This is a genomic window from Sorangium sp. So ce362 (assembly GCF_051519845.1).
In the GTDB taxonomy this organism is placed as follows: Bacteria; Myxococcota_A; Polyangia; order Polyangiales; family Polyangiaceae; genus Sorangium.
On record NZ_CP150332.1, the window covers coordinates 2,885,260 to 2,906,748 of the forward strand.

18 protein-coding genes are annotated in these 21,489 nt (G+C 73.5%); 4 read left to right on the forward strand and 14 right to left on the reverse strand.

Going from position 1 to position 21,489, the window contains the following annotated elements; translation table 11 throughout:
• Positions 1-81: 81 nt before the first annotated feature.
• Complete coding sequence (locus WMF17_RS11450; protein WP_437602076.1) at positions 82-522, reverse strand: nucleotide triphosphate diphosphatase NUDT15; 441 nt, start codon at positions 520-522, stop codon at positions 82-84.
• Positions 523-673: 151 nt separating this feature from the next.
• Between WMF17_RS11450 and WMF17_RS11455 the strand changes: the two genes are divergently transcribed.
• Complete coding sequence (locus tag WMF17_RS11455) at positions 674-1,366, forward strand: hypothetical protein (RefSeq protein ID WP_437602077.1); 693 nt, start codon at positions 674-676, stop codon at positions 1,364-1,366.
• A 20-nt stretch (positions 1,367-1,386) separates the two neighbouring features.
• On the opposite strand, the gene WMF17_RS11460 is transcribed toward WMF17_RS11455, so the two are convergent.
• The 4 genes from WMF17_RS11460 to WMF17_RS11475 all read right to left on the reverse strand — a co-directional run bounded on the left by WMF17_RS11460 (position 1,387) and on the right by WMF17_RS11475 (position 4,481).
• On the reverse strand, positions 1,387-1,701 hold the full coding sequence (locus WMF17_RS11460; RefSeq protein ID WP_437649399.1) for a PhzF family phenazine biosynthesis protein: 315 nt from the start codon (positions 1,699-1,701) through the stop codon (positions 1,387-1,389).
• Between the two features lie 27 nt (positions 1,702-1,728).
• Positions 1,729-2,625 (reverse strand): tRNA1(Val) (adenine(37)-N6)-methyltransferase, encoded by an 897-nt coding sequence (locus tag WMF17_RS11465; protein WP_437649401.1) that lies wholly within the window; start codon positions 2,623-2,625, stop codon positions 1,729-1,731.
• A gap of 30 nt (positions 2,626-2,655) precedes the next feature.
• Entirely contained in the window at positions 2,656-3,330 is a 675-nt protein-coding gene (locus WMF17_RS11470; RefSeq protein WP_437602081.1) for a hypothetical protein, read from the reverse strand.
• A gap of 239 nt (positions 3,331-3,569) precedes the next feature.
• Entirely contained in the window at positions 3,570-4,481 is a 912-nt protein-coding gene (locus WMF17_RS11475) for an SIMPL domain-containing protein (protein WP_437602083.1), read from the reverse strand.
• Between the two features lie 133 nt (positions 4,482-4,614).
• On the opposite strand from WMF17_RS11475, the gene WMF17_RS11480 reads away from it, so the two are divergent.
• Complete coding sequence (locus WMF17_RS11480; RefSeq protein WP_437602084.1) at positions 4,615-6,816, forward strand: serine/threonine protein kinase; 2,202 nt, start codon at positions 4,615-4,617, stop codon at positions 6,814-6,816.
• 61 nt (positions 6,817-6,877) lie between these two features.
• On the opposite strand, the gene WMF17_RS11485 is transcribed toward WMF17_RS11480, so the two are convergent.
• The 4 genes from WMF17_RS11485 to WMF17_RS11500 all read right to left on the reverse strand — a co-directional run bounded on the left by WMF17_RS11485 (position 6,878) and on the right by WMF17_RS11500 (position 14,575).
• Entirely contained in the window at positions 6,878-9,346 is a 2,469-nt protein-coding gene (locus WMF17_RS11485) for a SpoIIE family protein phosphatase (protein WP_437651328.1), read from the reverse strand.
• 17 nt (positions 9,347-9,363) lie between these two features.
• A complete protein-coding gene (locus WMF17_RS11490; RefSeq protein WP_437649403.1) occupies positions 9,364-9,741 on the reverse strand; it encodes a hypothetical protein in 378 nt (125 codons plus the stop codon).
• Positions 9,722-10,246 carry a hypothetical protein gene (locus WMF17_RS11495; protein WP_437602086.1) on the reverse strand — a complete coding sequence of 175 codons (525 nt, stop codon included), beginning with the start codon at positions 10,244-10,246 and terminating at the stop codon, positions 9,722-9,724. Before WMF17_RS11495 ends, WMF17_RS11490 begins: the two co-directional genes overlap by 20 nt.
• Positions 10,247-10,510: 264 nt before the next feature.
• Positions 10,511-14,575 (reverse strand): serine/threonine-protein kinase, encoded by a 4,065-nt coding sequence (locus WMF17_RS11500; protein ID WP_437649405.1) that lies wholly within the window; start codon positions 14,573-14,575, stop codon positions 10,511-10,513.
• Between the two features lie 398 nt (positions 14,576-14,973).
• On the opposite strand from WMF17_RS11500, the gene WMF17_RS11505 reads away from it, so the two are divergent.
• Positions 14,974-15,393 carry a hypothetical protein gene (locus WMF17_RS11505; RefSeq protein WP_437602088.1) on the forward strand — a complete coding sequence of 140 codons (420 nt, stop codon included), beginning with the start codon at positions 14,974-14,976 and terminating at the stop codon, positions 15,391-15,393.
• Between the two features lie 69 nt (positions 15,394-15,462).
• Here the strand turns inward: WMF17_RS11505 and WMF17_RS11510 are convergent, their stop codons facing one another.
• A complete protein-coding gene (locus WMF17_RS11510) occupies positions 15,463-15,999 on the reverse strand; it encodes an N-acetyltransferase family protein (protein ID WP_437649407.1) in 537 nt (178 codons plus the stop codon).
• A 209-nt stretch (positions 16,000-16,208) separates the two neighbouring features.
• Between WMF17_RS11510 and WMF17_RS11515 the strand changes: the two genes are divergently transcribed.
• On the forward strand, positions 16,209-16,649 hold the full coding sequence (locus tag WMF17_RS11515) for a CBS domain-containing protein (protein ID WP_437602091.1): 441 nt from the start codon (positions 16,209-16,211) through the stop codon (positions 16,647-16,649).
• A 172-nt stretch (positions 16,650-16,821) separates the two neighbouring features.
• On the opposite strand, the gene WMF17_RS11520 is transcribed toward WMF17_RS11515, so the two are convergent.
• The 4 genes from WMF17_RS11520 to WMF17_RS11535 form a co-directional block, all read right to left on the reverse strand.
• Positions 16,822-17,196 carry a hypothetical protein gene (locus tag WMF17_RS11520; RefSeq protein ID WP_437602092.1) on the reverse strand — a complete coding sequence of 125 codons (375 nt, stop codon included), beginning with the start codon at positions 17,194-17,196 and terminating at the stop codon, positions 16,822-16,824.
• A gap of 119 nt (positions 17,197-17,315) precedes the next feature.
• On the reverse strand, positions 17,316-17,900 hold the full coding sequence (locus WMF17_RS11525; protein WP_437649409.1) for a hypothetical protein: 585 nt from the start codon (positions 17,898-17,900) through the stop codon (positions 17,316-17,318).
• Complete coding sequence (locus WMF17_RS11530; protein WP_437649411.1) at positions 17,897-20,011, reverse strand: hypothetical protein; 2,115 nt, start codon at positions 20,009-20,011, stop codon at positions 17,897-17,899. The genes WMF17_RS11525 and WMF17_RS11530 overlap by 4 nt, the downstream gene beginning before the upstream one ends.
• Before the next feature lie 122 nt (positions 20,012-20,133).
• Positions 20,134-21,300: a vWA domain-containing protein gene (locus WMF17_RS11535; protein WP_437649413.1), complete on the reverse strand. Its 1,167-nt coding sequence runs from the start codon at positions 21,298-21,300 to the stop codon at positions 20,134-20,136.
• Between the last annotated feature and the right edge of the window lie 189 nt (positions 21,301-21,489).

Below are 21,489 nucleotides of genomic sequence, written 5' to 3' on the forward strand. Positions count from 1 at the left end.
ACCTGCGCTGCGGCGACGCGCTGCGGCTGGAGCTGACGAGGCCCGGCGCAGGGCGGCGGCGCCCCGCGCCGGCCAGGTGGATCAGGGGTTGTAGCGGCGGCCGCTGCAATAGCTCGCGATCGCGAGCTCCACCGGGCGGAAGAGCGGCTCGGGGAGAGCGTCGAGGGAATACCAGCCCCAGCCGGCAATCTTGTGAGGCTCGCGCTCCTCGGGCTCGCCCTCGAACTCCTCGGCGAGGAGCTGGATGTCCACGTAATGCTTGCCGTAGGCGATGATGTTGCTCAGGCACAAGAACGAGAGCTTGTTGACGACGAGGCCGCTCTCCTCGAGCACCTCGCGGACCGCGCAGGCCTCGAACGACTCGCCGAGCTCGAGGTGGCCTCCGCACCACGAGTAGCTGCCGTCGCCGTGGCTGCCGCGCCGCCGCGCGAGGAGCACGCGGCCATCGCGCACCAGCATGACACCTACGCCCACCAGCGGACGATCCGCGGCGGGAGCTCCGACGATCGGGGGGAATCCCACAGAATACCTCCGGGCCGCGCGCAAGCGCGGGCGCGGGCGCTGTAGCACAGGGAGGCCTGCGGTCGTCGATGTGCAGGAGGTTTCAGGGGGGCATGGCGGTGGGGCGAGAGGTGATTGACTTTTCAGTGAACATGCGTAGCGTGCAGGTCCGATGGATGCCGCCCTTCCCTGGGAGCTGAACCCCGTCCTTGAGCAGAGCCGGCTCGTCCTGCTGGCGCAGACGGCGGTCAATGTCCGCAACAAGGCGTTCAGCGAGGCGAACCGCGAAGAGGGCGATACAAGCTGGGGCATCGGCTGCAAAGCGCACGAGCGGTTCGGTCATGCCCTCTGCAGGCTGGCGGAGGGCGGAAAACACCCGTGGCTGACCGTGCAGCGAGACGGGCTGTACCTGATGCCCCATATCGAGGGGATCGCGGTGCGCGTGTACCGCGGGCCGGCCGATAAACCCTCGCAGAGACACCTCGAGGCCGCCCGGAGCGAGCACAACCGGCGCAGCGAGCCGCGACAGATGACCTTCTCGTTCCTCGGACAGGAAGCCGAGCCGGATGGGCCGTGGTTCTGGATGATGGCCGTCGAGACGGACGTCGAGGGGAGAGCGCTCCGCGCCGTGTTCTTCCAGGCCAACGAGGCGGGCGGGACCCGAAACGCATGGGAGGCGCCGGTCGAGATGGCGCCCGCTGCGCCTGCGCCCGAGCCGGGAGACAAGCCGGCGCGACCGGCGCGCCCCGCGCGGCCGCGCGCGGCCGCGGGCCAGCCGGCGAAGGAGGCGCTCCTCTCGCGCGACGGACAGCCGCTGTTCCGGGCGCAGACGATGTCGCTGCCGCTCGTGTCGCAGCCGAGCTGACCCTCGGCGCCAGGCGCGGATCAGCGGGCAAGAGGGCTGTCCGAAGGGAGAGAGCCCTCGCCCCGGATGTTCGGCTCCGCGCGGAGCGCCTGTGTGAGGCCCGGGAGAGGATCCGCCTTCTCTTCCCGCTTCGCGGGGAAATCCAGCTCGATCCAGCCGCCGTCGCGGCGAGAGGCGGTGAGCAGGCCGCTCTGCGTGGAGAAGCGAGCCTGCTCGTCGCGCGCGAGCTGGCCTGCCTCCCAGAGCACATGCGCGCTCGCGAGCGTGGCGTGCCCGCAGAGCGCGACCTCCACCGCCTCTCGCCGCGACGGCGGCTGGATCGAGCTGGAGAACACCGAGAACCGTGGTGCGCGGACCCGTCGTCACACAGGCATTCCCATCGTCCGGAGGAGCGCGTTGTGCTCCTCCGTGAAGCGCCCGTCCGGGCCGCGCAGCACGAGCGGCGCCTCGTCGCGGCACGACGCCGCGTCCCCGGCGCGGCGCAGGGCATAGACCGAGAACAGCGCGGCCCTGCCCTCCTTCGGGACGACGTCGCGCCACGCCTCGAGCGCGAGCCCCGCCGCCGCCGCCGCCGCCTCGACCCGCCCCCGCTGCCGCGCCGACGCGCAGGCCACGAACGGCGCGCCGGGCGCGAGCAGCCGCGCCGCCACGAGGCAGTAGTCCTCCACGCCGCCGCGGTGCTCGAAGCGGCACGGGCCGCGCTGGACCCGATCGGACTCGATGCCTGTGCCGACAGGCAGGTACGGCGGCGTCCCCGTCACGAGCTCCGCCGGCCCGAGCCCCTCGACCGACGCCGGATCGCGCAGGTCCCCCAGGCGCACCTCGCAGCGCGCGTCGACCCCGTTCCACGCGACCGAGCGCCGCGCCATCGCCGCGCTCACCTCCTGCGCCTCCACGCCCGCGCAGCGCGCGTCCGGGAAGCGCCACGCGGTGAACAGCAGCACCGTGCCGATGCCGCAGCCGAGGTCGACAGCGCGGCGCGGGGGCGCGTGCGCGACCCGCTCCGCCGCGAACCACGCGGTCACGAGGTCGTCGGCCGACCAGCGGTGCCCGTCGAGCCGCTGGAGGATGCGGAAGTCGCCGGAGAGGTAGCAGAGGTCCTCGCCGGGGGCGGGCCATACCTCCGGCCTGTCCGGCGGCGTCTCCGGCCGCGGCCCCGGGGCGATCCATCCAGGCGGCCGGCGCGCGGGCCGGACGACCCCGCCGCGCGGCGCAGAGGGGGGCTGGGCGTCGAGCTGCACGTCAGGCGGGGCGATCATCGGACCCCCATGTACCACGCCGCCGCGCCCTCAGGGATCCGTGCACCCCTCGTGGTATTCGGGGTCATCGCAGAACAGGCACGGGGTCGTGCTGCAGTCCAGCGCTGGACACGACTCGGGGCACCCCGGGTCGTTCGGGTCGCAGTTGATGAGCTGCCAGGTGAGCGAGCTCATGTCCTCGGGATCGGCCGGGCAAAAACACCGGTTGACGGCGTGCGACGCCATCAGCGTGATGGTGTGGCACTCCTGCTCCGGCGTCACCCCGTCCGTCGGGAGAGGCAGGCGTTCGTTGGTCCACGGGACCGGGATGGGGCGCGGTCCGCCGGCGATGGTCCCCGCCGTGACGTCGTGCAGGCTCAGGCGCCTTCGAAACGGGTCCCCGCTGCGGCTGCGCCGGCCGTAATCGATGTAGAGCGCGACCAGGACGGGATCGCCGTTGTCCTCGGACAGCACCGTCGCGCCGAAATCCTGGGCGGCGTCCAGCCCGTGGACGTGGATGGGGATGTGCTGCGGAGGGAAGACCGCGGTGAGCACCGGCGCTGTCTTCTCGGGGTGGTCGTACTCCGGCGGCGAGATCACGAGGCAGCCCGCGGCCGGCGCGGCGAGCGCCGCCGCCGCGAGCGAGCGCGCGACGGCGGCGGTGAGGCGCGGGCGCGCCGAGGGGGCGGCGGCGCGGAGGAGGGAAGGGCGGCGGGGAGCGGTCATGATGGCGCTGTCGAGGGGCGGAGGGGTGTGGGGTCAGGGCCGGTCGCTGGAACTCTATCTGCCCGGGTGACGCGCGGTTGGGTATAGCTGCGAGCGCGCGTGAGGGGGGGCATTTGCCGAGAGAGATGTCCCATGAAGGCGGGAAGATCATTGATGATCTTCTTCCCGCCTTCATGTTCAAATGACCCCACCACCCGCGTGAGGGCCGGCGCGACGAGTCGAAGGGCTGCGCCGGGGGATCACTTGCGGGGGCTCGCCGGCGCGTTCTCGATGGCGTAGACGACCTTCACCTGCGTGCCGAACGACACCTCGCCGGGCGAGACGGGGGTGCCCATGTCCGCGGCGTACGAGGCGGCAGCGAGGCGGGGGGCGTGGATCGGGCCCTGGTCGACGATCTCGCTGATCGCGACGACGCGGCCGAGCGAGACGCCCTGGAGCCTGGCGAGCGCCTCGGCGCGAGCCCGCGCGTCCGCGATCGCCTTCTCCCTCGCCTGCGCCTCGAGCGGATCGGTCTTGTCGAGGCCGAACGAGATGCCCCACACGTTGTTCGCGCCGGCGGCCACGGCGGCGTCGAGCACCGCCCCGACCTGATCGAGGTTGCGCACGACGACCATCACCGTGTTGCTCACCTGATAGAAGTGCGCCGGCTGGGCCGGCGGCGCCGGCTGGGCAGGCGCCAGATCGGGCGGCGCCGGCTGCTTCTGCGCCGGCTTCGGCCCTCGTCCCGCGGGCGCCGCGGGCGCCGCGGCCGGCGCAGAAGCCACCGCGGGCGCCGAAAGGGGCTGCGGGGGGAGCATCCAGGGCGGCACGTCGGCCCGCCGCACGAGCTGGATGGAGTAGTTGCTGGTCTGGATGTCCTTGTCGGCGACGCCGGCCTGCCTGAGCGCCGCGATGATCTCGGTCATGCGCGCAGCGGCCGACTTCGTCGCCTCGGCCACGGTGGGCGCCATGACCTCGATGCCCATCTGGGCGCGCGCGACGTCGGGCTTCGCGCTGACCTCGCCCCGGCCGACGACCGTGATGGTGTGGGACTCCGGAGCGACGGCCTGAGGCGGCGTCGCCTGCGCCGCGCACGCGGCGAGCAGGGGCGCGGTCGACAGCAGGAACGCGGCGACGCACAGCCGGCGCGACAGAGAGCTCTGGTTCTTCATCCCCGTGCAACGCGCGACGCCCGCGCCGCCTTACAGGGCGCGCCGGGCGCCGCGCGGGGGATGCCCGAGGGGGCCGCATTGCCCCCCTCGGCAAGCTGTTCCACGGCGCGCCGGGTGCGCTATGGTCGTTCACGTGCTCACAATACCCAGCGATGAAGAGGCCCTCGGAGGTCTGCAGGGGGCCACGATCCCCAGCGACCTCTCGCCAAGCATCGGCTACCGGATCGTGTCGCGGGCCGGGGCCGGGGCGATGTTCGTCTCGTACTACGCGGTCCGCACCGCCCCCGAGGGCGAGACCCCCGTCGTCGTCAAGGTCCTGAGGCCGTCGCTCTTCCGGCAGATGGGTCCGTCGGCGGCCGTCATCGTGAAGAAGGAGGCGGTGTCCCTCGGCCGCCTCAACGAGCAGGTCCCCCCGACCCCCTTCGTGGTCCGGCTCATCGACACCGGCACGTTCGAGGTCCGCCGCGGCACGAAGACGCTCGACCTGCCCTGGATCACGATCGAGTACGTGCACGGCGGCGTCCAGGGCGTGACGCTCCGCCAGCGGGTGCAGGGGACGATCCAGGCCACGGGCCACGCGTTCGATCCGGCGCGCGCGACGCGCGCGATCGAGTGCATCTCGAGCGGGCTGTCGGCGGTGCACGACGTGGGCGTCATCCACCGGCAGCTCACGCCGGAGAGCATCCTGTGCTGCGGCTCCGGCGACGACGAGCTGTTCAAGATCAGCGACTTCGGCATGGCCCGGCCGCGCGGCATCCGCGAGACGATCATGGCCGGCGTCGTCGGCAGCTCCGGGGTCGCGCCGCCGGAGATGCTGTCCGCCGATCCGAGCACGATCGGCCCGTGGACCGACATCTTCAACCTCGCGTCCGTCATCTTCTTCCTGCTCACGGGCGAGCAGTTCATCGTCGCGGAGTCGCAGGCGCAGGCGCTCATGGCGGCGATGGCGCGCACGCGCCGGAGCCTCCTCGATACGCGGTGGCTCCACCCCGCGCTGCGCGGGAACGACCAGGCGTGCAAGTCGATCGACTTCGCGCTCCGCTGGGCGTCCGCCGGCGAGGCGCAGGAGCGCCTCCAGGAGGCCGTGGCCGTGGCCGCGATGCTCTCGCCGTACCTCCGCCCCGCCTCGCCGGTCTCGGCGCTGGAGCAGCGGATCGTGGCGAGCGCGGGCGAGCAGCGCACGCGCGCCCAGGAGGAGATGGCGCCCATGACCCTCCCCGCGACGCACGTGAAGGCGCCGGCGCAGCTCAAGGGGGAGCTCGGCCAGACGCTGCTCTCGCCGCGCCAGCCGAGGGGCGACGCCGCGGATCGCGCTTCGGATCGCGGCGCAGATCGCCCGAGCACGGACCGCCCGATCGAGGCCGAGCTCATCAGCGCGCCGCCGCGCGCCAGCCGGGAGCCGCCGCCGCGGCAGTCGTCGTTCATCGTCGAGCGCTGGACGTGGAGCGTGCTCCACCACCCGAGCCTCGACTCCGTCATCCGGAGCGTGGCCTGGGACGGCTACGGCCGGTGCCTCGCGGCGGGGACGGGCGGGCTGCTCTTCTGGAACGGGACGAGCTGGAGCGAGGCGTCGTCCGGCGGCCTCCCGAGCCCGCAGGGCGTGCGCTTCGTGCACCGGATCGGGCCCGGCCGCTGGCTGCTCGGCGGCGACACCTCGACGCTGGCGGTGTACACGACGGGCGGCGTCACGGGCGTCTTCCAGCTGCCGGGCGAGCCGCAGAGCCACGTCGCGCTGAGCGGCGACCTCGAGGACATGGGCATCCTCGTCTCGACGACGCCGAACGATCCGCGGCCGCTCCTGCACGCGTTCATCGCCAAGCGTTGGCTGCGGCCGATGCCGGCCGAGGGGGTCGCGCTCCTCGCCGCGGTCGCGCGCGTCGAGGACGAGCGGTGGCTGCTCGTCGGCCGGTCGACCACGGGCGAGGGGCTCGTCGCGCTCTACGCGCCGCTCGACTGGCACATGGAGCGCCTCCCCGCGCCGCCGGCGCGGGCGTTCGTCGCGTGCGCCGGGCGGCCCGATCTCGGCGTGGGTATCGCGGTCGGCGCGGACGGGAGCGTGGTCTGGCGGTACGGGCAGAGCGTCTTCACGGAGCACATCGAGCCGCGGCGCGCCCTGTCGGCGGCGACGATCGACGCGGAGGGCCGCGCCTGGGCCGGCAGCGCGGGGCGCATCTGGGTGCGGCGCGGCGGCATCCCGCCGATGGCGGGGACGTGGGAGTGCGTCTGGGAGAACGACGCCTGGGTCGGCCCGGTCGTGTCGCTGTTCGTCGACTCGGAGGTGGTCGTCGCGATCACGGCGGACGGCGGCATCATCGAGGGGCGCGTCACCGGCTGACGGTCGGCAGCGCGCTGCCCGCTGTCACGCGCGCGCTCCTCCTCCCCGGGGCGGAGCCGGGTTACCCGCCTTCCGGGGGCGCGCGGTGCCTCGCCACGACGACCGTGATGTCGTCGTCCGGGCTCGCGCTCCAGCTCTCGACGTCCCTCAGGATCCGGTCGCGGATGACCTCGACCGGCGCGTCCTGGGAGACCTCGACGGCCGAGCAGAGCCGCTCCAGCCCGAACTGCTCCTGCTCGGCGTTGCGCGCCTCCGTCACCCCGTCGCTGTAGAGCACGAGGAGGTCGCCGTCCTCGAGGCGGAGCTCGGCGTCGTGGGTCATCGCGTCGATCGACGGGAGGACGCCGACCCACACGCCGGAGCTCGGGACGCACTCGCACCGCCGCGTGCCCGCGCGGCACACGACGATGTCGTCGTGCGCGCCGGCGAACGTCACCCGCCCGCTGCGCTCGTAGCGGAGCAGGAGCAGGGTCGCGTGCTCGTCGCGCTTCAAGCGATCCCGGACGTTCTCGTAGAGCGCCCCGTTCAGCGCCGAGACGAGCTCGCCCGGGCTGGCCATCGGATCCCTGCGCGTCATGGCCGCGACCATGCTCTGGATCATCAGCATGACGAGGCCCGCCGCGAGCCCGTGCCCCGCGACGTCGCCGATCCCGAGCCACCCGCCCTCCTGCGTCGCGATCACGTCGTAGTAGTCGCCGCCGACCTCGGCGGCCGGCTTCATCGCGGCGCAGAGCTCGAGCCCCTCCAGGTGCAGCCGCGACGGGACGAGGGTGGTCTGGATGCGCTCCGCGACGAGGCTCTCCTGGCGGACCCGCTCCTGCTCCAGCCGCTCGCGTATCTCCACCTGCCGGACGATCTCCCGGTGCATCGACACGGCCTTCATCGCCGAGCCGATCTGGAGGCGCACCGTGTCGTAGACCACCTCGTTCGCGCCGCTGTTGACGAGCGCGATGCCGAAGTGCTCCGCCTCGCCGAACGTGAGCGGCATCGCGACGACGCTCCAGCGCTCGGCGGAGCTCAGGAAGCCGGGCGGCGCGAGGCACGAGGACGCGAAGCTCGCGGGCGGCGGCTCCACCTCGCGGCTGTTCTCCATCAGGAAGAGCGACCGCAAGGTGGCGTGCTGCGGGTCGTCGTAGAGCGAGATGGCGACGTGCGTGAGATCCACCCTGGGCAGCTCCGCCGCGAGCGTGCGCCGGAGCGTGGGCATGCTCAGACTGGTCGAGAAGCACCTGCCGGTCCAGCTGAGGTTGATCGACGCGCGCTCCAGGTACAGCCGCTTCTCGCCCTCGGCGCGCACGGAGGCGCGGCCGATCAGGACGCGGGACGCGTGCCAGAGCCGCTCGAGGTCGTCCTCGGGGGCGCCGCCGGGGGCCCGGCGGACCCCCGCCCGGAGCAGCGTGATCGCGCCCTGGAGCTGGTCGAGGGCGACGCCCTCGCGCCCGGCCGCGTCGAGGAGGCCCTGGAGCGCCCGCAGGAAGCGGCCCTCCTGCCCGGCGAGCTCCTCCGCGAGCGCCGAGAGCAGCTCCCGTGGCCAGGCGCTGAGCGAGGCCGGGGCGGTCACGGACCGCGCGAGCGCTCGCTCCAGGTCCTCCCGCTGCTCGGCGACGGAGAGCGGCTCGCCGCGCGAGGGCGCCTCGGCGGACGCGCGCGGGAGGGCGGCGTAGTAGCCGCAGCCGCACGACTCGCGCCGCGTGAGCTCGACCGGAAGCAGGCTGCACTCCGGCACCCGCTCGCCGCCGAGCTGGCGCACGACCGTCGTGACCGCGAGCGCCCCGAGCTCCTTGATCGGCTGGCGGACGGTCGTCAACGACGGCCTCGTGACGCGCGACACGGCGACGTCGTCGAACCCGCACACGAGGACGTCGCCCGGGACGTCGACGCCGTGCGCCTTCAGCGTGTCCATCGCGCCGAGGGCCATGTTGTCGTTGCCGGCGATGACCGCGTCGAAGTCGACCCCGCGCGCGAGGAGCTCGCGCATCGCGCGGCGGCCGCCGTCGATCAGGAAATCGCCGAACACGAGGAGTCGCTCGTCGTAGGGGAGCGCGCGCGCCTCCAGCGCTCTCCGGTACGCCCGGGCGCGCAGCTTCGCCTCCTCGTTGCTGATCGGCCCGCTGATGTACGCGACGCGCCGGCACGCGTGGTCGTCGACCACGTGCGCGACCACCGCCTCGACCCCGAGCGCGTTGTCGACGATGACGCTCGGGATGCCCTCCATCGCGAGCCCCATGCTGCACATGGGCAGGGGCGCGTACGATCGGCAGAACGCGTACGCTCCCTCGACGCCGAGGTGGCTCGTGAACGGCGAGGAGACGATCACCAGCCCGTCGACCGTCGCCGCGCTGACGAGCGAATAGATGCTGCCCCGGACGTCCAGGGTGTAGGCGCTGCGGGCGGGCGTCTCCCAGAAGGCGACGACGAGGTTGACGTCGTGCGCCTCGGCGGCGCGCTCGACCCCGAAGCGCACCTCGGACTGGTACTCGCCGCAGAGATAGTCGGTCAGGAGGGCGATCGTGGGCCGCTTCGCCGCCATGCTCGAGCGCTCCCGGCTCACGCCTCGTCGATGGCCACGAGGCTCGGGGACATGCGCTGGAGGGCCGCCAGGCTGCGCCGCTGCCACCCGAGCCGCGCGTCCGTGACGAACCTGATCTCGCACCCGAGCCCGTGGGCGGCGACGCCGCAGATGAAGGCGATGAACGCCTTCAGGCAGCTCGAGTTCAGGAAGTACAGGGCGCGTATGTCGAACACGACGGTGGTCAGCGAGAGGCGCTTCACCTCGTGCTGGACCTCATTGCAATAGCTGCCGAGCGGCGCGGCCGCCGCCATGTCGCCCGTCCCGGTGAGCTTGATGCTGAGCCGATCGCCGTTGAGGGCCGGCTCGATGCCGAAGCTCTCGGTGACGACGGGCTCAACCCTTAAGCTGCTCATTCAGCCTCCACCGCTCGAGCGGCGCGTGCGCGATGATCGTGAGCTCGTTGCCCTCGATCTTGTAGTCGACGTCGAGCCCCCCCTCGGCGCGGACGCGCGCGAGGCCCAGGCCGGAGACGCCCTCGATCAGCGCCGTCTCCGTGATGAGCTCGTCGTAGTGCTTCAGCGGGTCGCTCGCGGTCTTCAGATCGAGCAGCCGCTTCTCGACCTCCCGCAGGCGCTCCGGGGACGCCTCGTTGCGCGCGCGGATCTTCATGATGTGCGACCTGTCGTCCTCCTCCAGCGCGAGCTCGAGGCTGACGCGAGGGCCGGTGGAATACTTGGTGATGTTCTCGGCGAGCTCATGCGCGGCCATGTAGAACCGCGAGCTCACGTTCGCGTCGTCCAGCACCGCACCGCAGAAGCTGGACACCAGCCGCAGCACCGCCGTCGCCAGGCGCTCGCTCGGAAAGAAGGTGATGCAGAGGAATAGCGAAGCGCTCTGCGTTGGTTCGGGGGATGACACAATCTGTTATTATACGCCGTCCTCGCGCCGGATCCAACCGCGTACTTCTGCGAGCGGCGTGACTGCGGCTCGGCGATTCCGTGCCTCCAGAGAAGGTACGTTTACGGCGACCACGGGACACACCGCCTCTGGACGCTGCGGTGGGACGGCGCGGGATCACGTGGAGATCACGGCGGACCTCGCGTCGAGCCTGCCGGCGGCCTCGGTCGGCGAGGACGCCGCCGGCGAGCCGTCGCAGGGGGTGGCTCGCCCGCGAGCGCAGGGCTAGCCGGCGAGCTGCCCGTACCCCGCCCGGAGCTTCGCGAAGCGCGGGCGCCACGCCCTGCTCTCGGCGAGCAGCGGCGCGGTGCGCGCGAGCAGCAGCGCCACGTCCTCGGGGCGGCCGGCGTCGAGCAGGGCGCGCGCGCGCCAGTAAAGAAGCTCGACCCGCTGGTCGGCGCTCAGCCCGCTGCCGAGCTCGCCCGGCGGCTCCCCCTCCTCGCGCATCGTCGCCCGCGTGCGCGCGCCCTCCATGCTGTACCGCGGGTCCCTCACGGCGAGCTGCATCACGCCGAGGAGCGCCTGGGCGTACGGCGGCAGGTCCGCGACCGCCCCCTGCGCCCTGAGCCACCGGAGCTGCCGGCTCGCGTCCGCGTGCTCGTCGCGCATCGCGTGGATCCGCGCGAGGAGGAGCGCGCTGCTGTAGACAGGCCGGTCCTTGAACTGCTCGTCCAGCGAGCGCACCTGCCGCATGAGGGGCAGCGCGTCGTCCTCGCGCCCCCAGAGATAGAGCAGCTCCGCGAGCTTGATCGTCGCCTCGCGCTCGGCCCAGGTGTTGGCCTCCTCGCGGGCGAGCCGGACCGCGCGCCTGAGGTCGGCCATCCCGCGATCCGGCGCGTCGAGCGCCGGCCAGAGCTCCGCCCGGCGGACGAGCGCCGCGCAGAGGTGGACCCGATCGCCGCGCGCCTCGCAGCTGCGCACCGCCTCGTCGAAGCGCTGCTCCGCCTCGTCGAGGTGGCCGCACCGCATGAGGACGCAGGCCAGCAGCGTCAGCCCGGTCGCGTGCGTGTCGTGGTCGGCCTCGCGGACCCGCTCGACGCCCTGCGTCAGCCGCTCGAGGGCGTCGTCCAGGTTGCCCTTGCGGAACGACGAGCGGCCGGCGGCGACCTCGAAGCGCGCGGCGAGCGCCGGGTCGACGTGGCCTTCGCGGACGTCGAGCAGCGGGATCACCTCCTCGACCCGCGCCGCCGACTCCTCCCAGGAGCCGGCCCAGTCGAGCGCCGTCGCCTCCTCGAGCAGCGCCTCGGCGATCATCCGCGGATCCTTCATCGTGCGGGCCAGCGCGCCCGCGGAGCGGAGATCGTCGAGCGCCTCGCCGGTGCGCAGGACGCGGTAGCGCACGCGCGCGCGGCCGAGCAGCGCGAGGTAGCGCTGGCGCTGATCGTCGCCGTCGGCCCAGAGGAGCGCGGACGAGTAGTGGCCCTCCGCCACGGCGTTGTTGTGCCGGTCGCGGTGCAGATCGCCGAGGATCAGGTACGCGTGCGCCGCGCGGGCGTGCGCCCCGGCGGCCGCGGCGTGCCACGCGACCGGCTCGAGCAGATCCGGCGCCCTCGGCTGGGCCTCGGCCAGGCGCTCCCAGACGGCGAGCGCGTGCCGGTGCATCCCCGCGCGCTGCTCCTCCGTGAGGAGCGCGTAGATGGCCTCCTGCAAGAGCGCGCTCCGGAAGGCATAGCGGGGGCCCCCGGACGGGGTGCCCTCGCCGCGCGCGGCGTCGTGCACGCCGCGGGGAGCGAGGATCCCCCGCGCGACGAGCGCGCGCAGGCCGCTCGGGACGTCGACGCGCAGCGCCGCCGCGTCCTCGCGCTCGAGCGCGCGCTGCGCGCCCGCCGCCACGTCCTCCGAGAGCTCGAAGCCGAGCACGGCGCAGAGCTGCGCGCACGCGCCGAGCTCCGGCGGGAGCGCCTCGAGCTGCAGCGCCGCGAACCACTGCCACGCGGGCGACGGCGGGAGCTTCTCGAGCTCGGCGGTCGCGAGCTGGTAGCTGTTCGAGCGCGCCCGCAGCCGCACGAGGCCCGCGCGCTTTATCGCGCGGGTGAGCTCCACGAGGCAGCGGGGGTTGTAGCCGGCCCAGGCGCAGATGCGCCGGAGGGCGGCGCTCGGCGGGTGCTCCGCGGGCCGGAGGAGCTCCGCGCAGAGGAGGAGCCCGGCGGCGTCGTCGAGCGGCAAGAGCGCGACCTGATCGCGCGCGTGATCGCGGGCGCTCAGCGCGTGGCGTCGCGCCTCGAGCTCCGGCGCGCCGGTGAGGAGCACCCAGAGCGGGAGGTGCGCCTCGCGCCGCGTCGCGAGGTCGAGCGCGTCGAGCGCGGCGCTGTCGGCGAAGTGCGCGTCGTCGACGATCACGACGACGGGACGCTCCGCCGCCCGGCGGCGGAGCCCCTCGGCGATCGCGCGGATCACGCTGCCGCGGCGCGCCGGCGGCTGCCGGTCGGGCGAGCCGTCGAGCCAGCCGAGGGAGGCGGCGACGGCGGGCCACACGTCGCCGCCGAGCGGCTCGCCGAGCCGCTCGACGCAGAGCGCGCGCGGGTCGCGGGGCGCCGCGCGCGCGCCGTCCTCCGCGCCGTCGTCAACGCCGAGCACCCCGGCGAGCAGGGCGGCCGCGGTCTGTCCGGATCGGCCCCCGGCGCGTCCGGAGAGCTCCAGCTCGGCGCGCACCGAGATCACGAGCGCGCCGGGGTGCGCGAGCCGGCTGCTCTCGGCGATCTCGTCGGCGAGCCGCGACTTGCCGACGCCGCGCTCGCCGATCAGGGCGCACAGGCCGGGCCCGAGGCCCGCGAGCGCGCGCTCGCGGCTCCCCTCGACGGCGCTCTGGGGGTCGCCGCGCCCGACGAGCGGCGGCGGCGGGGCGCGCGCAGTGTCGCGCTCGCCCGGGGACAGGGGCGCCTCCTGCGCGAAGAAGTAGCGGCCGTCCTCGCTCGCCGCGGCGATGTCGAAGCCGGGGTGCGCGGTGACGAGCTCGGCGCTGAGCGCGATCCCCCGCCACGGATCCGCGGGGAGCCACGCCTCGGGTCGCTCCACGGCGAGCCCGGTGACGGCCTGGACGCTGTCGGCGTCGCGCGCCTCGCGCCGGAGCTTCAGCGGCGCGACGTGGATCGCGAGGGGCGCGCCGACCGACGCGACGATCTCCCGCCCCGCGAGCAGCGCGCGCTCCGCGGCCGCCTCCTTCGGCCCGGGGAAGATCGCGACGAAGCGGTAGCCGCGCTGCCGCGCGAGGTGCCCCTCGTGCCGGGCCACGGCGGCGCGGACCTCGGCCTCGGCGCCGCGGGCCTCCAGCGCGAGCACCACCGTGTCGTGCCGGTCCGAGGAGCTGCTGACGGCGTCCTCCCCCGCGGCGTCCGCGACGCCGCCCGCCGGGGCGAGCACCGCCGCGCCTGCCGACGCGAGCGCGGCGCGCAGGCCGGCGGCGTCGTGCGGGCGGAGCGCCCGCTCCTTGGCGAGGCAGGCGAGGACGAGGGCCTCGATGGACGGCGGGACCGGGGCGAGCTCGCTCGGCCGGGGGGGCTGCCGGCCGAGGTGCCCCTGCGCGACGTTCGCGCGATCGCCCGCGAACGGCGGGCGCAGCGTGAGCAGCTCGAAGAGGAGCGCGCCGAACGCGTAGAGGTCCGCGCGCCCGTCGATCGGCTCGGCCCGGAGCCGCTCGGGCGAGGCGTACTCGGGCGTCCCGAGCATGACGCCGAGCGTGGTGAGCGCGCTGTCCGCCGGGTGGCAAACGACGCCGCGATCGCGCTGTGTGAGGCCGAAGTCGAGGAGCCGCACGCCCCCGCCGGGCTCGAGGAAGAGGTTCTCGGGCGCGAGGTCCATGTGGACCAGGCCGCGCTCGTGCACGACCTGGAGGCAGCTCAGCACGGCGAGCGCGACCTCGAGGGCGGAGCGCAGATCGAGCGCGGCGGGCAGGCCCTCGAGGCGCGCGGCCAGCGTCTCGCCCTCGAGCCGCTCCATGGCGATGTACGCGCGCCCGTCCTCGAGCACGCCGTTCTGGAGCAGGCGCGGCGAGACCGGGGGGCCGAGCTGCTCGAGCGCCCACGTCTCGCAGCGGAAGCGCTCGCGCGCGAGGAGCGAGTGGGCCCTGCTGATCTTGAGCACGGCGGGGGCGCCGTCCTCCAGCCGCGTCGCGCCCCACACGACCGAGAACGCGCCCGCCGCGAGCGGCTGGCCAACGAGGAAGCCCGCGAGGGACGGCGGCGCCTCGGCGCCGAGATCGATCGGCGCGGCGCGGAGCGGCGCCAGGGCGCCGTCTGCCGGGCAAGGGGCGAGGGCTGCGAGTCGTCGATGGCAGGATGGGCAGCGCGGCAAGAAGACCTCGAAATGACCTCGGAATGGGGGCCGGCGCGATACGTGGCCGATATTACCGGGTCTCCGCGCGTCACAGGCGAGAAAAGCCACGTTGCACGCGCAGCTTTACGCCCCTGGCAAAAGCGCACGGCGCAGGTCGCACGCGACAGCGTGGGCGTCGTGTCGACACGGGGGGACAGGTGCGGCGATGGTCGCAGTGCGCGAAACGTGTGGCGGCCATCGTCTTCGAGCGGCGGGGTGGCCTGGCGGGGGGCCGGGTATCCGGAGAACCCACCTGCGGAGAGGCGGAGTCGGGCCGCGCCGGGGGAAAGGCCGAGTCCGGTCGCCCGTCGGGGTGCGGCTCGGCGCGCGGGGCCGGGAGCTGTGGTGTATGCTGCGCCGAGAGGTCGGAGGGTTGGATGATCCATCGACAGACGGGCGAGATCGAGCTCGCATCCGGGGTCCGCATCGGACCCTCGTACTCGGAAGCGCAGTTTTTGTCGTCACCGCTCGCGCGGACGGCCAACGCCCTGAGCCAGGCGCAGCCGTGGAGCGGTTACAGGACGGCGCGCCAGCGCATCGGCTTCCGGACCTTCCGCGTCACGCTGCACTTCTGCAGCGGCAAGATCGCGTTGGTCGAGCTCTTCGAGGTGGGCGCGGAGTCGAAGGCGTTCTGGAACGACTGGTCCGAGAAGGAGGAGGCCGAGCGCAAGGCGAACCACGATGCCTGGCTGGAATCGATCCTCGGCGCGCCGCCGTACGAGTATCCCTGGGGCAAGATCACCTCCCAGTACGATCCGCGGGGCGGCTACAGCAGCATCGTTGTGCGCTTCGCCTAGCGCCCAGGCCCGGGCTGCTTGCCGGCGTCCCTCGGACGGGGGCGCTGCGGCGCTCGTCGGTGAGGGGCGCTACAGCGCTCGCCGGTAGCGGACCTCCGGCAGGCTGCCCGCGCCGACGCGCGCTCGTCGCTGCGCGCCGTCGCGGGCGAAGCCGGAGAGCTCGTAGAAGCGGCGCGCCCGGGTGTTCCCCTCGAGGACCCAGATCGTCATGGTCCGGTGGCGGCACTGGGCGAGGTCGGCCTGCGCGGTGTCGAGCAGCGCGGCGCCGAGGCCGCGACCCCACGCGGCGGGCAGGAGGTAGATCGTGTAGAGCTCGCCGACCTCGAGGGGGTCGTCGTCGTCGTCGCGCGTCGGTCCGGCGCTCGCGAAGCCGAGCACGGCGTCCGCGGCGCAGAGCAGCCAGGCGCGCGTACCGGTCGCGGCGCCGTGGCTCAGGATGCGCTGCCAGCTCGTCTCGCGCAGCCGCGGGGAGAGGGCGTTGAGGTCGTCGGCCGGGACGAGGCCGAGGTAAGCCGCTCTCCAGGAGTCGACCTCGACGCGCGCGATGGCGGCCGCGTCTGCCGGCTGCGCCCGGCGGATGACCGCCCTCGTGATCCGCTCCGACATGGTGTCTCGCGTCCCAGTATGCCTGGCGTCGCGGCGCGAGGCGCTGCCGTTGTGTCGTCCGGAGCGCTCGCCGGCCGGGCGCGCCATCAAGCGGCGCCCGACGCCGCATTCATCACGCTGCTCCATCCGCTGCAGGCGCCGGTCCCCTAAGGTGCGGGTGTGCGCGGTGACGCAACCGAGCGCTGCAAACGGAGCCGAAGGAGGAAACCATGCTGTGCAAGGAGATCATGAAGAGAGAGATCCAGAGCGTCATGACCGAGGACACGATCCAGACGGCCGCGTGCAAGATGCGCGATGCGAACGTCGGCTTCCTTCCTGTCTGCGACGACCAGGGGAAGGTGCTCGGGACGCTGACGGACCGCGATCTCGCCATCCGGGTGCTGGCCGACAACCGCCCGCTGAGCACGAAGACGGGCGACATCATGACCCGCGCGGTGGTCGCGTGCCGGCCTGACGACGAGGTGCAGCGCGCCGAGCAGCTGATGGGACAGCACCACAAGTCGCGCGTCCTGTGCACCGAGGCGGACGGCCGGCTGGTCGGCATCATCAGCCTGTCGGACATCGCGCAGCGCGAGGACGACAAGAACACGGCGCAGACCATCCGCCGGGTGACCGAGCGGGAGGCGCCTCAGGGGGCAAGGGCGCAGTAGCCGACCTGCGGCGATCGCGAAGGGAGCCGCCTCGACGGGCTCTCCGGGCCCGGGCTGGACGACCCGGCCGGGGCGGCGCTGCGCGAACCGCTCGTCGAGGCGGGCCGACGAGGGCGGCCTCGCGCCGGCACCCGGCGGGCGTGACGCCGGGCCCGGGGGCCGCGCGGTCACGTCACCTTTCCGGGCCCCGCAGCGCTTCGACCAGCGCCTCGACAAGCGCCCGCACCGGCAGCGAGGGCGCCCGCTCGCCGAGCAGCTCGAGCACGTCCTCGTCGTCCTCGCCGCACGAGAGCTGCACGGCCGCGACCACGGCCCCATCGCGCTCGACCGCCAGGTCGAAGATCCCTTCCTCGTCGCTCACCGGCACGCCGAGCAGCGCCGACAGACGGCGGCCCAGGAGCTCGGCCAGCGGCTCGTCGCCGTCGAGGCTCGCCTCGTCGGGCTCGATCCTGGCCTGGACCGCGCGCGCCGGCCCCCCGCTCACCTCGGCGCCCTGGCGATCGAGCCGGAAACGCAGGCCGCCTGCCTCGAAGAATCCCGTTGTCACGCGCTGGATCAAGGCACGGCGCGCGCGCCCGGGCAAGCCGGTCCGACCGCGAGCGCCTCCGCCGCGGGTCTCGGCGCGGAGTTGCCCCTGGGGCGCCGCAACGACGCGCCCGTCGGGGCTCAGAGCACGCTGACGAGCGGCCCGGCGTCGCCGTCGAGCCATTGCTCGGAGATCACGAAGCTGGTCGAGATCCCCATCTCGCCGCGGTATCCCGAGGTGCCCGTGAGGATCTCGATCACCCTCCGGTCCCCGAGGCGGACGGGGAAGACCACGGAGACGCCCGTCGCGAGCTCCTCGCTGCTGTTCTGGTCCAGCGAGAACCACGCCTCCCCGGCGCTCGCTCCGAGCGTCCTCACGGCGGCCAGCGAGGGCGCCGCGCAGTCGATGCGGAGCCACTCGCGCCGCATCCGCGCCTTGCATACGGCGCCGCTCCTGTCCCGCGCGAGCCGCACCGGCTCGGCGGCGTCCCACTCCGCCGTCGCGGGCCGTGGCGTCCGCTCGGGCGCAGGCGGCGCCTCCTCCAGCGCGCGCACCCCGGACGCCGCCGCGGCCTCTCCCCCGTCCGGGAGGCCTGCCCCCGTCTCCGCCCGAGGTCCGACCGCGGCGCCGTCCGGCTCGGCTGTCCGGGCGATCGGCGACTCCGAGGCTTGCGCCGGCGCGAGCGCGCCGAGCAGGACTGTACCGATCCACAGGAGCCTCTTCATAACGTCCTCAGGAAGGCGACGAGCGCCGCCTTGTCTTTCCGCGACATGTGGCTTGTGCGGCCCATGCGATCCTCGTTCTGCGCGACGAGCTCTTCGAGCGTCCTCGCGGAGCCATCGTGGTAATAGGGCGCTGTCCCGGCGATGAAGCGCAGCGAGGGCGTCTTGTACACCGTGCCCTGCTTCTCCCTGTAGAACCCGGGTCGGGCGACGAGGCCCGGCATCGGGTAGGCCATCCGATCTGTGTACTCGGTCTCGGGCACGTGGCAGCGTGAGCACTGCGCCGCCTCGCTCGTGAAGAGCGCGAAGCCGTGCTTCTCCTCCGGCGTGAGCGGCCTATCCTCCCTGGGCGGAGGCACGAGGCCCTCGCGCAGGAAGCTGGCGAGATAGCTCGCGCGCAGCGAGTGCGCGCCGTCCGCGCCGCCGCCCATCCCCCATCGATGCAGGCCGAAGCCCTCCAGGATGCGCGCGGCGAGGAGCTCGCTCTGGGCGTTCCAGCCATAAGGACCCTCGGCCGAGACGCGCCCTGCGAGCATGGGTGTCTGTCGAGCCACGCCGCCCGCGAGCCCTGCCATCGGCCGGTTGTCGGCGGATCCGAAGAAATTGGCGAAGTCGCCGCCGCTGACCTCGTGCCACACGTGGCCGTCGTCGCGCCCATCGGGGTGACACCCGGCGCAGCCGAGCCCGCCGCTCGTTCTCCAGTCGGTCGCGTTGTAGAAGAGCTTCCGGCCGATGGCGGCCAGGTCGAGGAGCGGGGGCTCGGCCAGCCGGATGAACGGCACGGGCCCCGGCGCGAGGGGAACACCTGCCTTGTGCTCGTCGAGGCGGACGATGGCGAGGGCGTCGGTCGAGCGGCAGTACACCCAGGCCAACGATTCGTCCCCGGAGAGGGCGACGCCGCTCGGCGCGCCGCACAGGGTCGCCACGCCGGCGTCGCGCGAGAGGGTGTCCAGGGACCCCGGCGCCGCACCGGCGAGCGCCGGTGAGCTGCCGAGCGGGTACGTGCGGAGGGGCCGGAGCGTCGGCTCGACCGAGAGCGCGTCGAGCTCCACAAGGGCGTCGGTGCCCTCGCTGGCCACGAGCAGCGTGCGGGTGCTCTCGCGGTAGACGAGGGCGCGCGGCTGGACGAACGGGGCGAGCTCGCTCCTGGGTGCTTCGAGCTCCGGGTCGCCGGTGATGTCGAGCTCGAAGTCCCGCGCGATCCGGCTCGGGGCGCCCTCGCGGCGGCGCGGCGCGAGGGGCTCGTCGTTGCCCGTGATCAGGACGTCGACCGTGGCGGCGCCGAACCACGAGAGCTCGCCGAGCGCGCCGAGCGCGTGGCGCGCGACGAACAGGCGGCGGCCGTCCGGGGAGAGCGCGGCCGCGTATCCGAGCGAGGCAGCGCGCGGGTCGTCCGGAGGGGCGCGGTAGGGCGATGCGGGCAGCGCGATCGGCCTCGCCTGCGGGGGAGAGCGCAGATCGATCCGGGTGAGCGCCGACGACGTGAGGTGCGTGATGTACGCGGCCGCGCCGTCCTCGCGGATCACGACGCCGCGAGGCTCGCGCGGGACATCGATCGACCATGACTTCGTGGCGGTCGCCAGATCCACAGCGGAGACCTTGTCGGTCCACGCGCTGGTGACGATGGCGGTGCGCTCGTCCGGCGTGATCGCCAGCCCCCAGGCATCGGCCGGCAGCGGCACGCGCGCGACCTCCACGAGCCCCGCGGTCGGATCCGGCTGCATCACGAGCAGCAGCCCCGGATCTCGGATCGTGACGAGCACGCGGCCCTCGAGCGCGAGGACCTGCGCGGGTCGCCCCGGCATCGCGATCGCGATCGGCGGAGCGCTCACGTCGACGGGCAGCGGGATGCGCCGGAGGGCGCGGTGGTCCTCGTCGGCCAGGTAGAGCGCGTCGCCCTGCGGCGCGCGCATGAGGGCGCCGCCGGTCCGCTGGACCGCGCGGAGCTTCGGGGACGGCGGCGGCGGGGACGGTGGTGGTGGTGGAGACGGCGGTGGAGTCGCCGTCTTCTCCGCTCCGGCATTGCGCTCGTCCGGCGCGGTTTGCCTGGAGGGGCTCGAGCAGGCCGCGGCGAGGACCGCGGCCAGAAGGAGAGTCGATGTTCGCGGCTTCATCGGGCGCCCGCGACAACGACAGCGCGCACCGGAGTTATTCCGGCGCCGTCCTCGCTCTCTCGGGCTTCTCCGGCGCCAGGGATGCCATCGACGGGCCTCTCAGCAGGACGAAGCCCGCAGGCTCAATACGCGAGCACCTCGCCGCCCGACGAGAGCTCGCACGCGCCGTCCAGGGGATCGCCGCCCGTGCGGAGGATCTCGGACGGCTCCGGCTCGTGGTAGACGCCGGAGAGCGCGATGTCGACCATGCGCAGGATCGCGCGATCGAGCTTTGTCACATAGTAGCAGGGGATCGTCGGCTCCTTGTGAGCGCCGCCAACCCCGGAGTCATCGGTCAAGAAGAGGTATCGCCCGCCCGTCAATTGCGCGGCTGAGCGCATGGTGAGCTCGGTGAGCTCGTCCACGCCGCTCGACGCGACGGGATAGACAGCCACCCCGCGGTCCTTGAGGGCTTGTATCCCGTCGGCCATGGCCGCCGCGTTGCTGTCGTGGTGGGGCGCGTCCGCGACCCAGAAGGCGAGGCGCGCTGTGTCGCCGCCCGTGCTCCAGGCGAGGTCGGCCGCCTTGGAGAGCGCCTTGTCGGGCGCCTCCGGGAAGTCGCCGCCGCCGCCGGCCGCCTGCTCGGCGAGCTTCACCTGGAACTCGCCGGGATCGGTGCGGAAGTCGAACCACCGGACGACGTAGTCGTCCTCTGTGTCTCTATAAAGGACCAGCGACCAGCGCTGCTCGGCGTTCGGGTACTTGGCGAAGATGGAGTCGGAGAGGGCGATGAACTCCGTCTGGAGATACGCGATCTCGTCGCCCATGCTGCCGGTCGTGTCGATGATGAGCGAGACGTCGAGCGTCTCCCGCTTCACTGGAGGCGCCGCGAAGAAGCTGTGCGCGGCCTGGTGATCGGCCTCGGTGAAGGGCATGAGGCCCGGGAGCTGCTGCGCGTAGAGCGTGCTCCGGTACGAGAGGAAGAAGTCGAAATTGCGATTGTCGTCCCAGACGCCCGCGGTGAGCGTGCCTGGCTCGATGCCGCCTCCGCCGCCGGTGCCTCCGCCGCCGGCGCCTCCTTCGCCGGCGCCTCCGCCGCTGCCGGGGGAGCCGACGCCGCCTGCGAGATCGCCGCCGTCCGTCGGACCTCCCGCACCGGCCGAAGCGGTGCCGTCGACGTCGCCAGGGCCGGGGCCCGTCCCCGGGATCTCGCCATCGCTACCGTCGTCTGAGCTCGAGCTCGAGCTCGAGCACGCCCCCAGAGCGAGAAGGCATCCCACCGTGAAAGCGAAGCGGACACAGATACGCATGGGGTCTCCTTGGCCGCCGGGGTCCTCACGTGCCGACGTCGGACGCGGCCAGGCGTGCTGCAGTGCATAGTGCATGGAGCGTACCGAGCCCCGATCGCGCGATCTCCGGCGTTTGCGTGGCTGTCCGTTGTGCGGTCTGTGCCAGGACGCGCCGGAGCGCGACCCCGACGGCACAGGCGCTCGCGGGCT

What these genes read in the sequence shown, in the direction of transcription:
- WMF17_RS11455 (WP_437602077.1), top strand. Translation starts at nt 674, where the DNA reads ATGGATGCCGCCCTTCCCTGGGAGCTGAACCCCGTCCTTGAGCAGAGC.
- WMF17_RS11465 (WP_437649401.1), bottom strand. Translation starts at nt 2,625, where the DNA reads ATGATCGCCCCGCCTGACGTGCAGCTCGACGCCCAGCCCCCCTCTGCG.
- WMF17_RS11470 (WP_437602081.1), bottom strand. Translation starts at nt 3,330, where the DNA reads ATGACCGCTCCCCGCCGCCCTTCCCTCCTCCGCGCCGCCGCCCCCTCG.
- WMF17_RS11475 (WP_437602083.1), bottom strand. Translation starts at nt 4,481, where the DNA reads ATGAAGAACCAGAGCTCTCTGTCGCGCCGGCTGTGCGTCGCCGCGTTC.
- WMF17_RS11485 (WP_437651328.1), bottom strand. Translation starts at nt 9,346, where the DNA reads ATGGCGGCGAAGCGGCCCACGATCGCCCTCCTGACCGACTATCTCTGC.
- WMF17_RS11490 (WP_437649403.1), bottom strand. Translation starts at nt 9,741, where the DNA reads ATGAGCAGCTTAAGGGTTGAGCCCGTCGTCACCGAGAGCTTCGGCATC.
- WMF17_RS11505 (WP_437602088.1), top strand. Translation starts at nt 14,974, where the DNA reads ATGATCCATCGACAGACGGGCGAGATCGAGCTCGCATCCGGGGTCCGC.
- WMF17_RS11510 (WP_437649407.1), bottom strand. Translation starts at nt 15,999, where the DNA reads ATGTCGGAGCGGATCACGAGGGCGGTCATCCGCCGGGCGCAGCCGGCA.
- WMF17_RS11515 (WP_437602091.1), top strand. Translation starts at nt 16,209, where the DNA reads ATGCTGTGCAAGGAGATCATGAAGAGAGAGATCCAGAGCGTCATGACC.
- WMF17_RS11525 (WP_437649409.1), bottom strand. Translation starts at nt 17,900, where the DNA reads ATGAAGAGGCTCCTGTGGATCGGTACAGTCCTGCTCGGCGCGCTCGCG.
- WMF17_RS11530 (WP_437649411.1), bottom strand. Translation starts at nt 20,011, where the DNA reads ATGAAGCCGCGAACATCGACTCTCCTTCTGGCCGCGGTCCTCGCCGCG.
- WMF17_RS11535 (WP_437649413.1), bottom strand. Translation starts at nt 21,300, where the DNA reads ATGCGTATCTGTGTCCGCTTCGCTTTCACGGTGGGATGCCTTCTCGCT.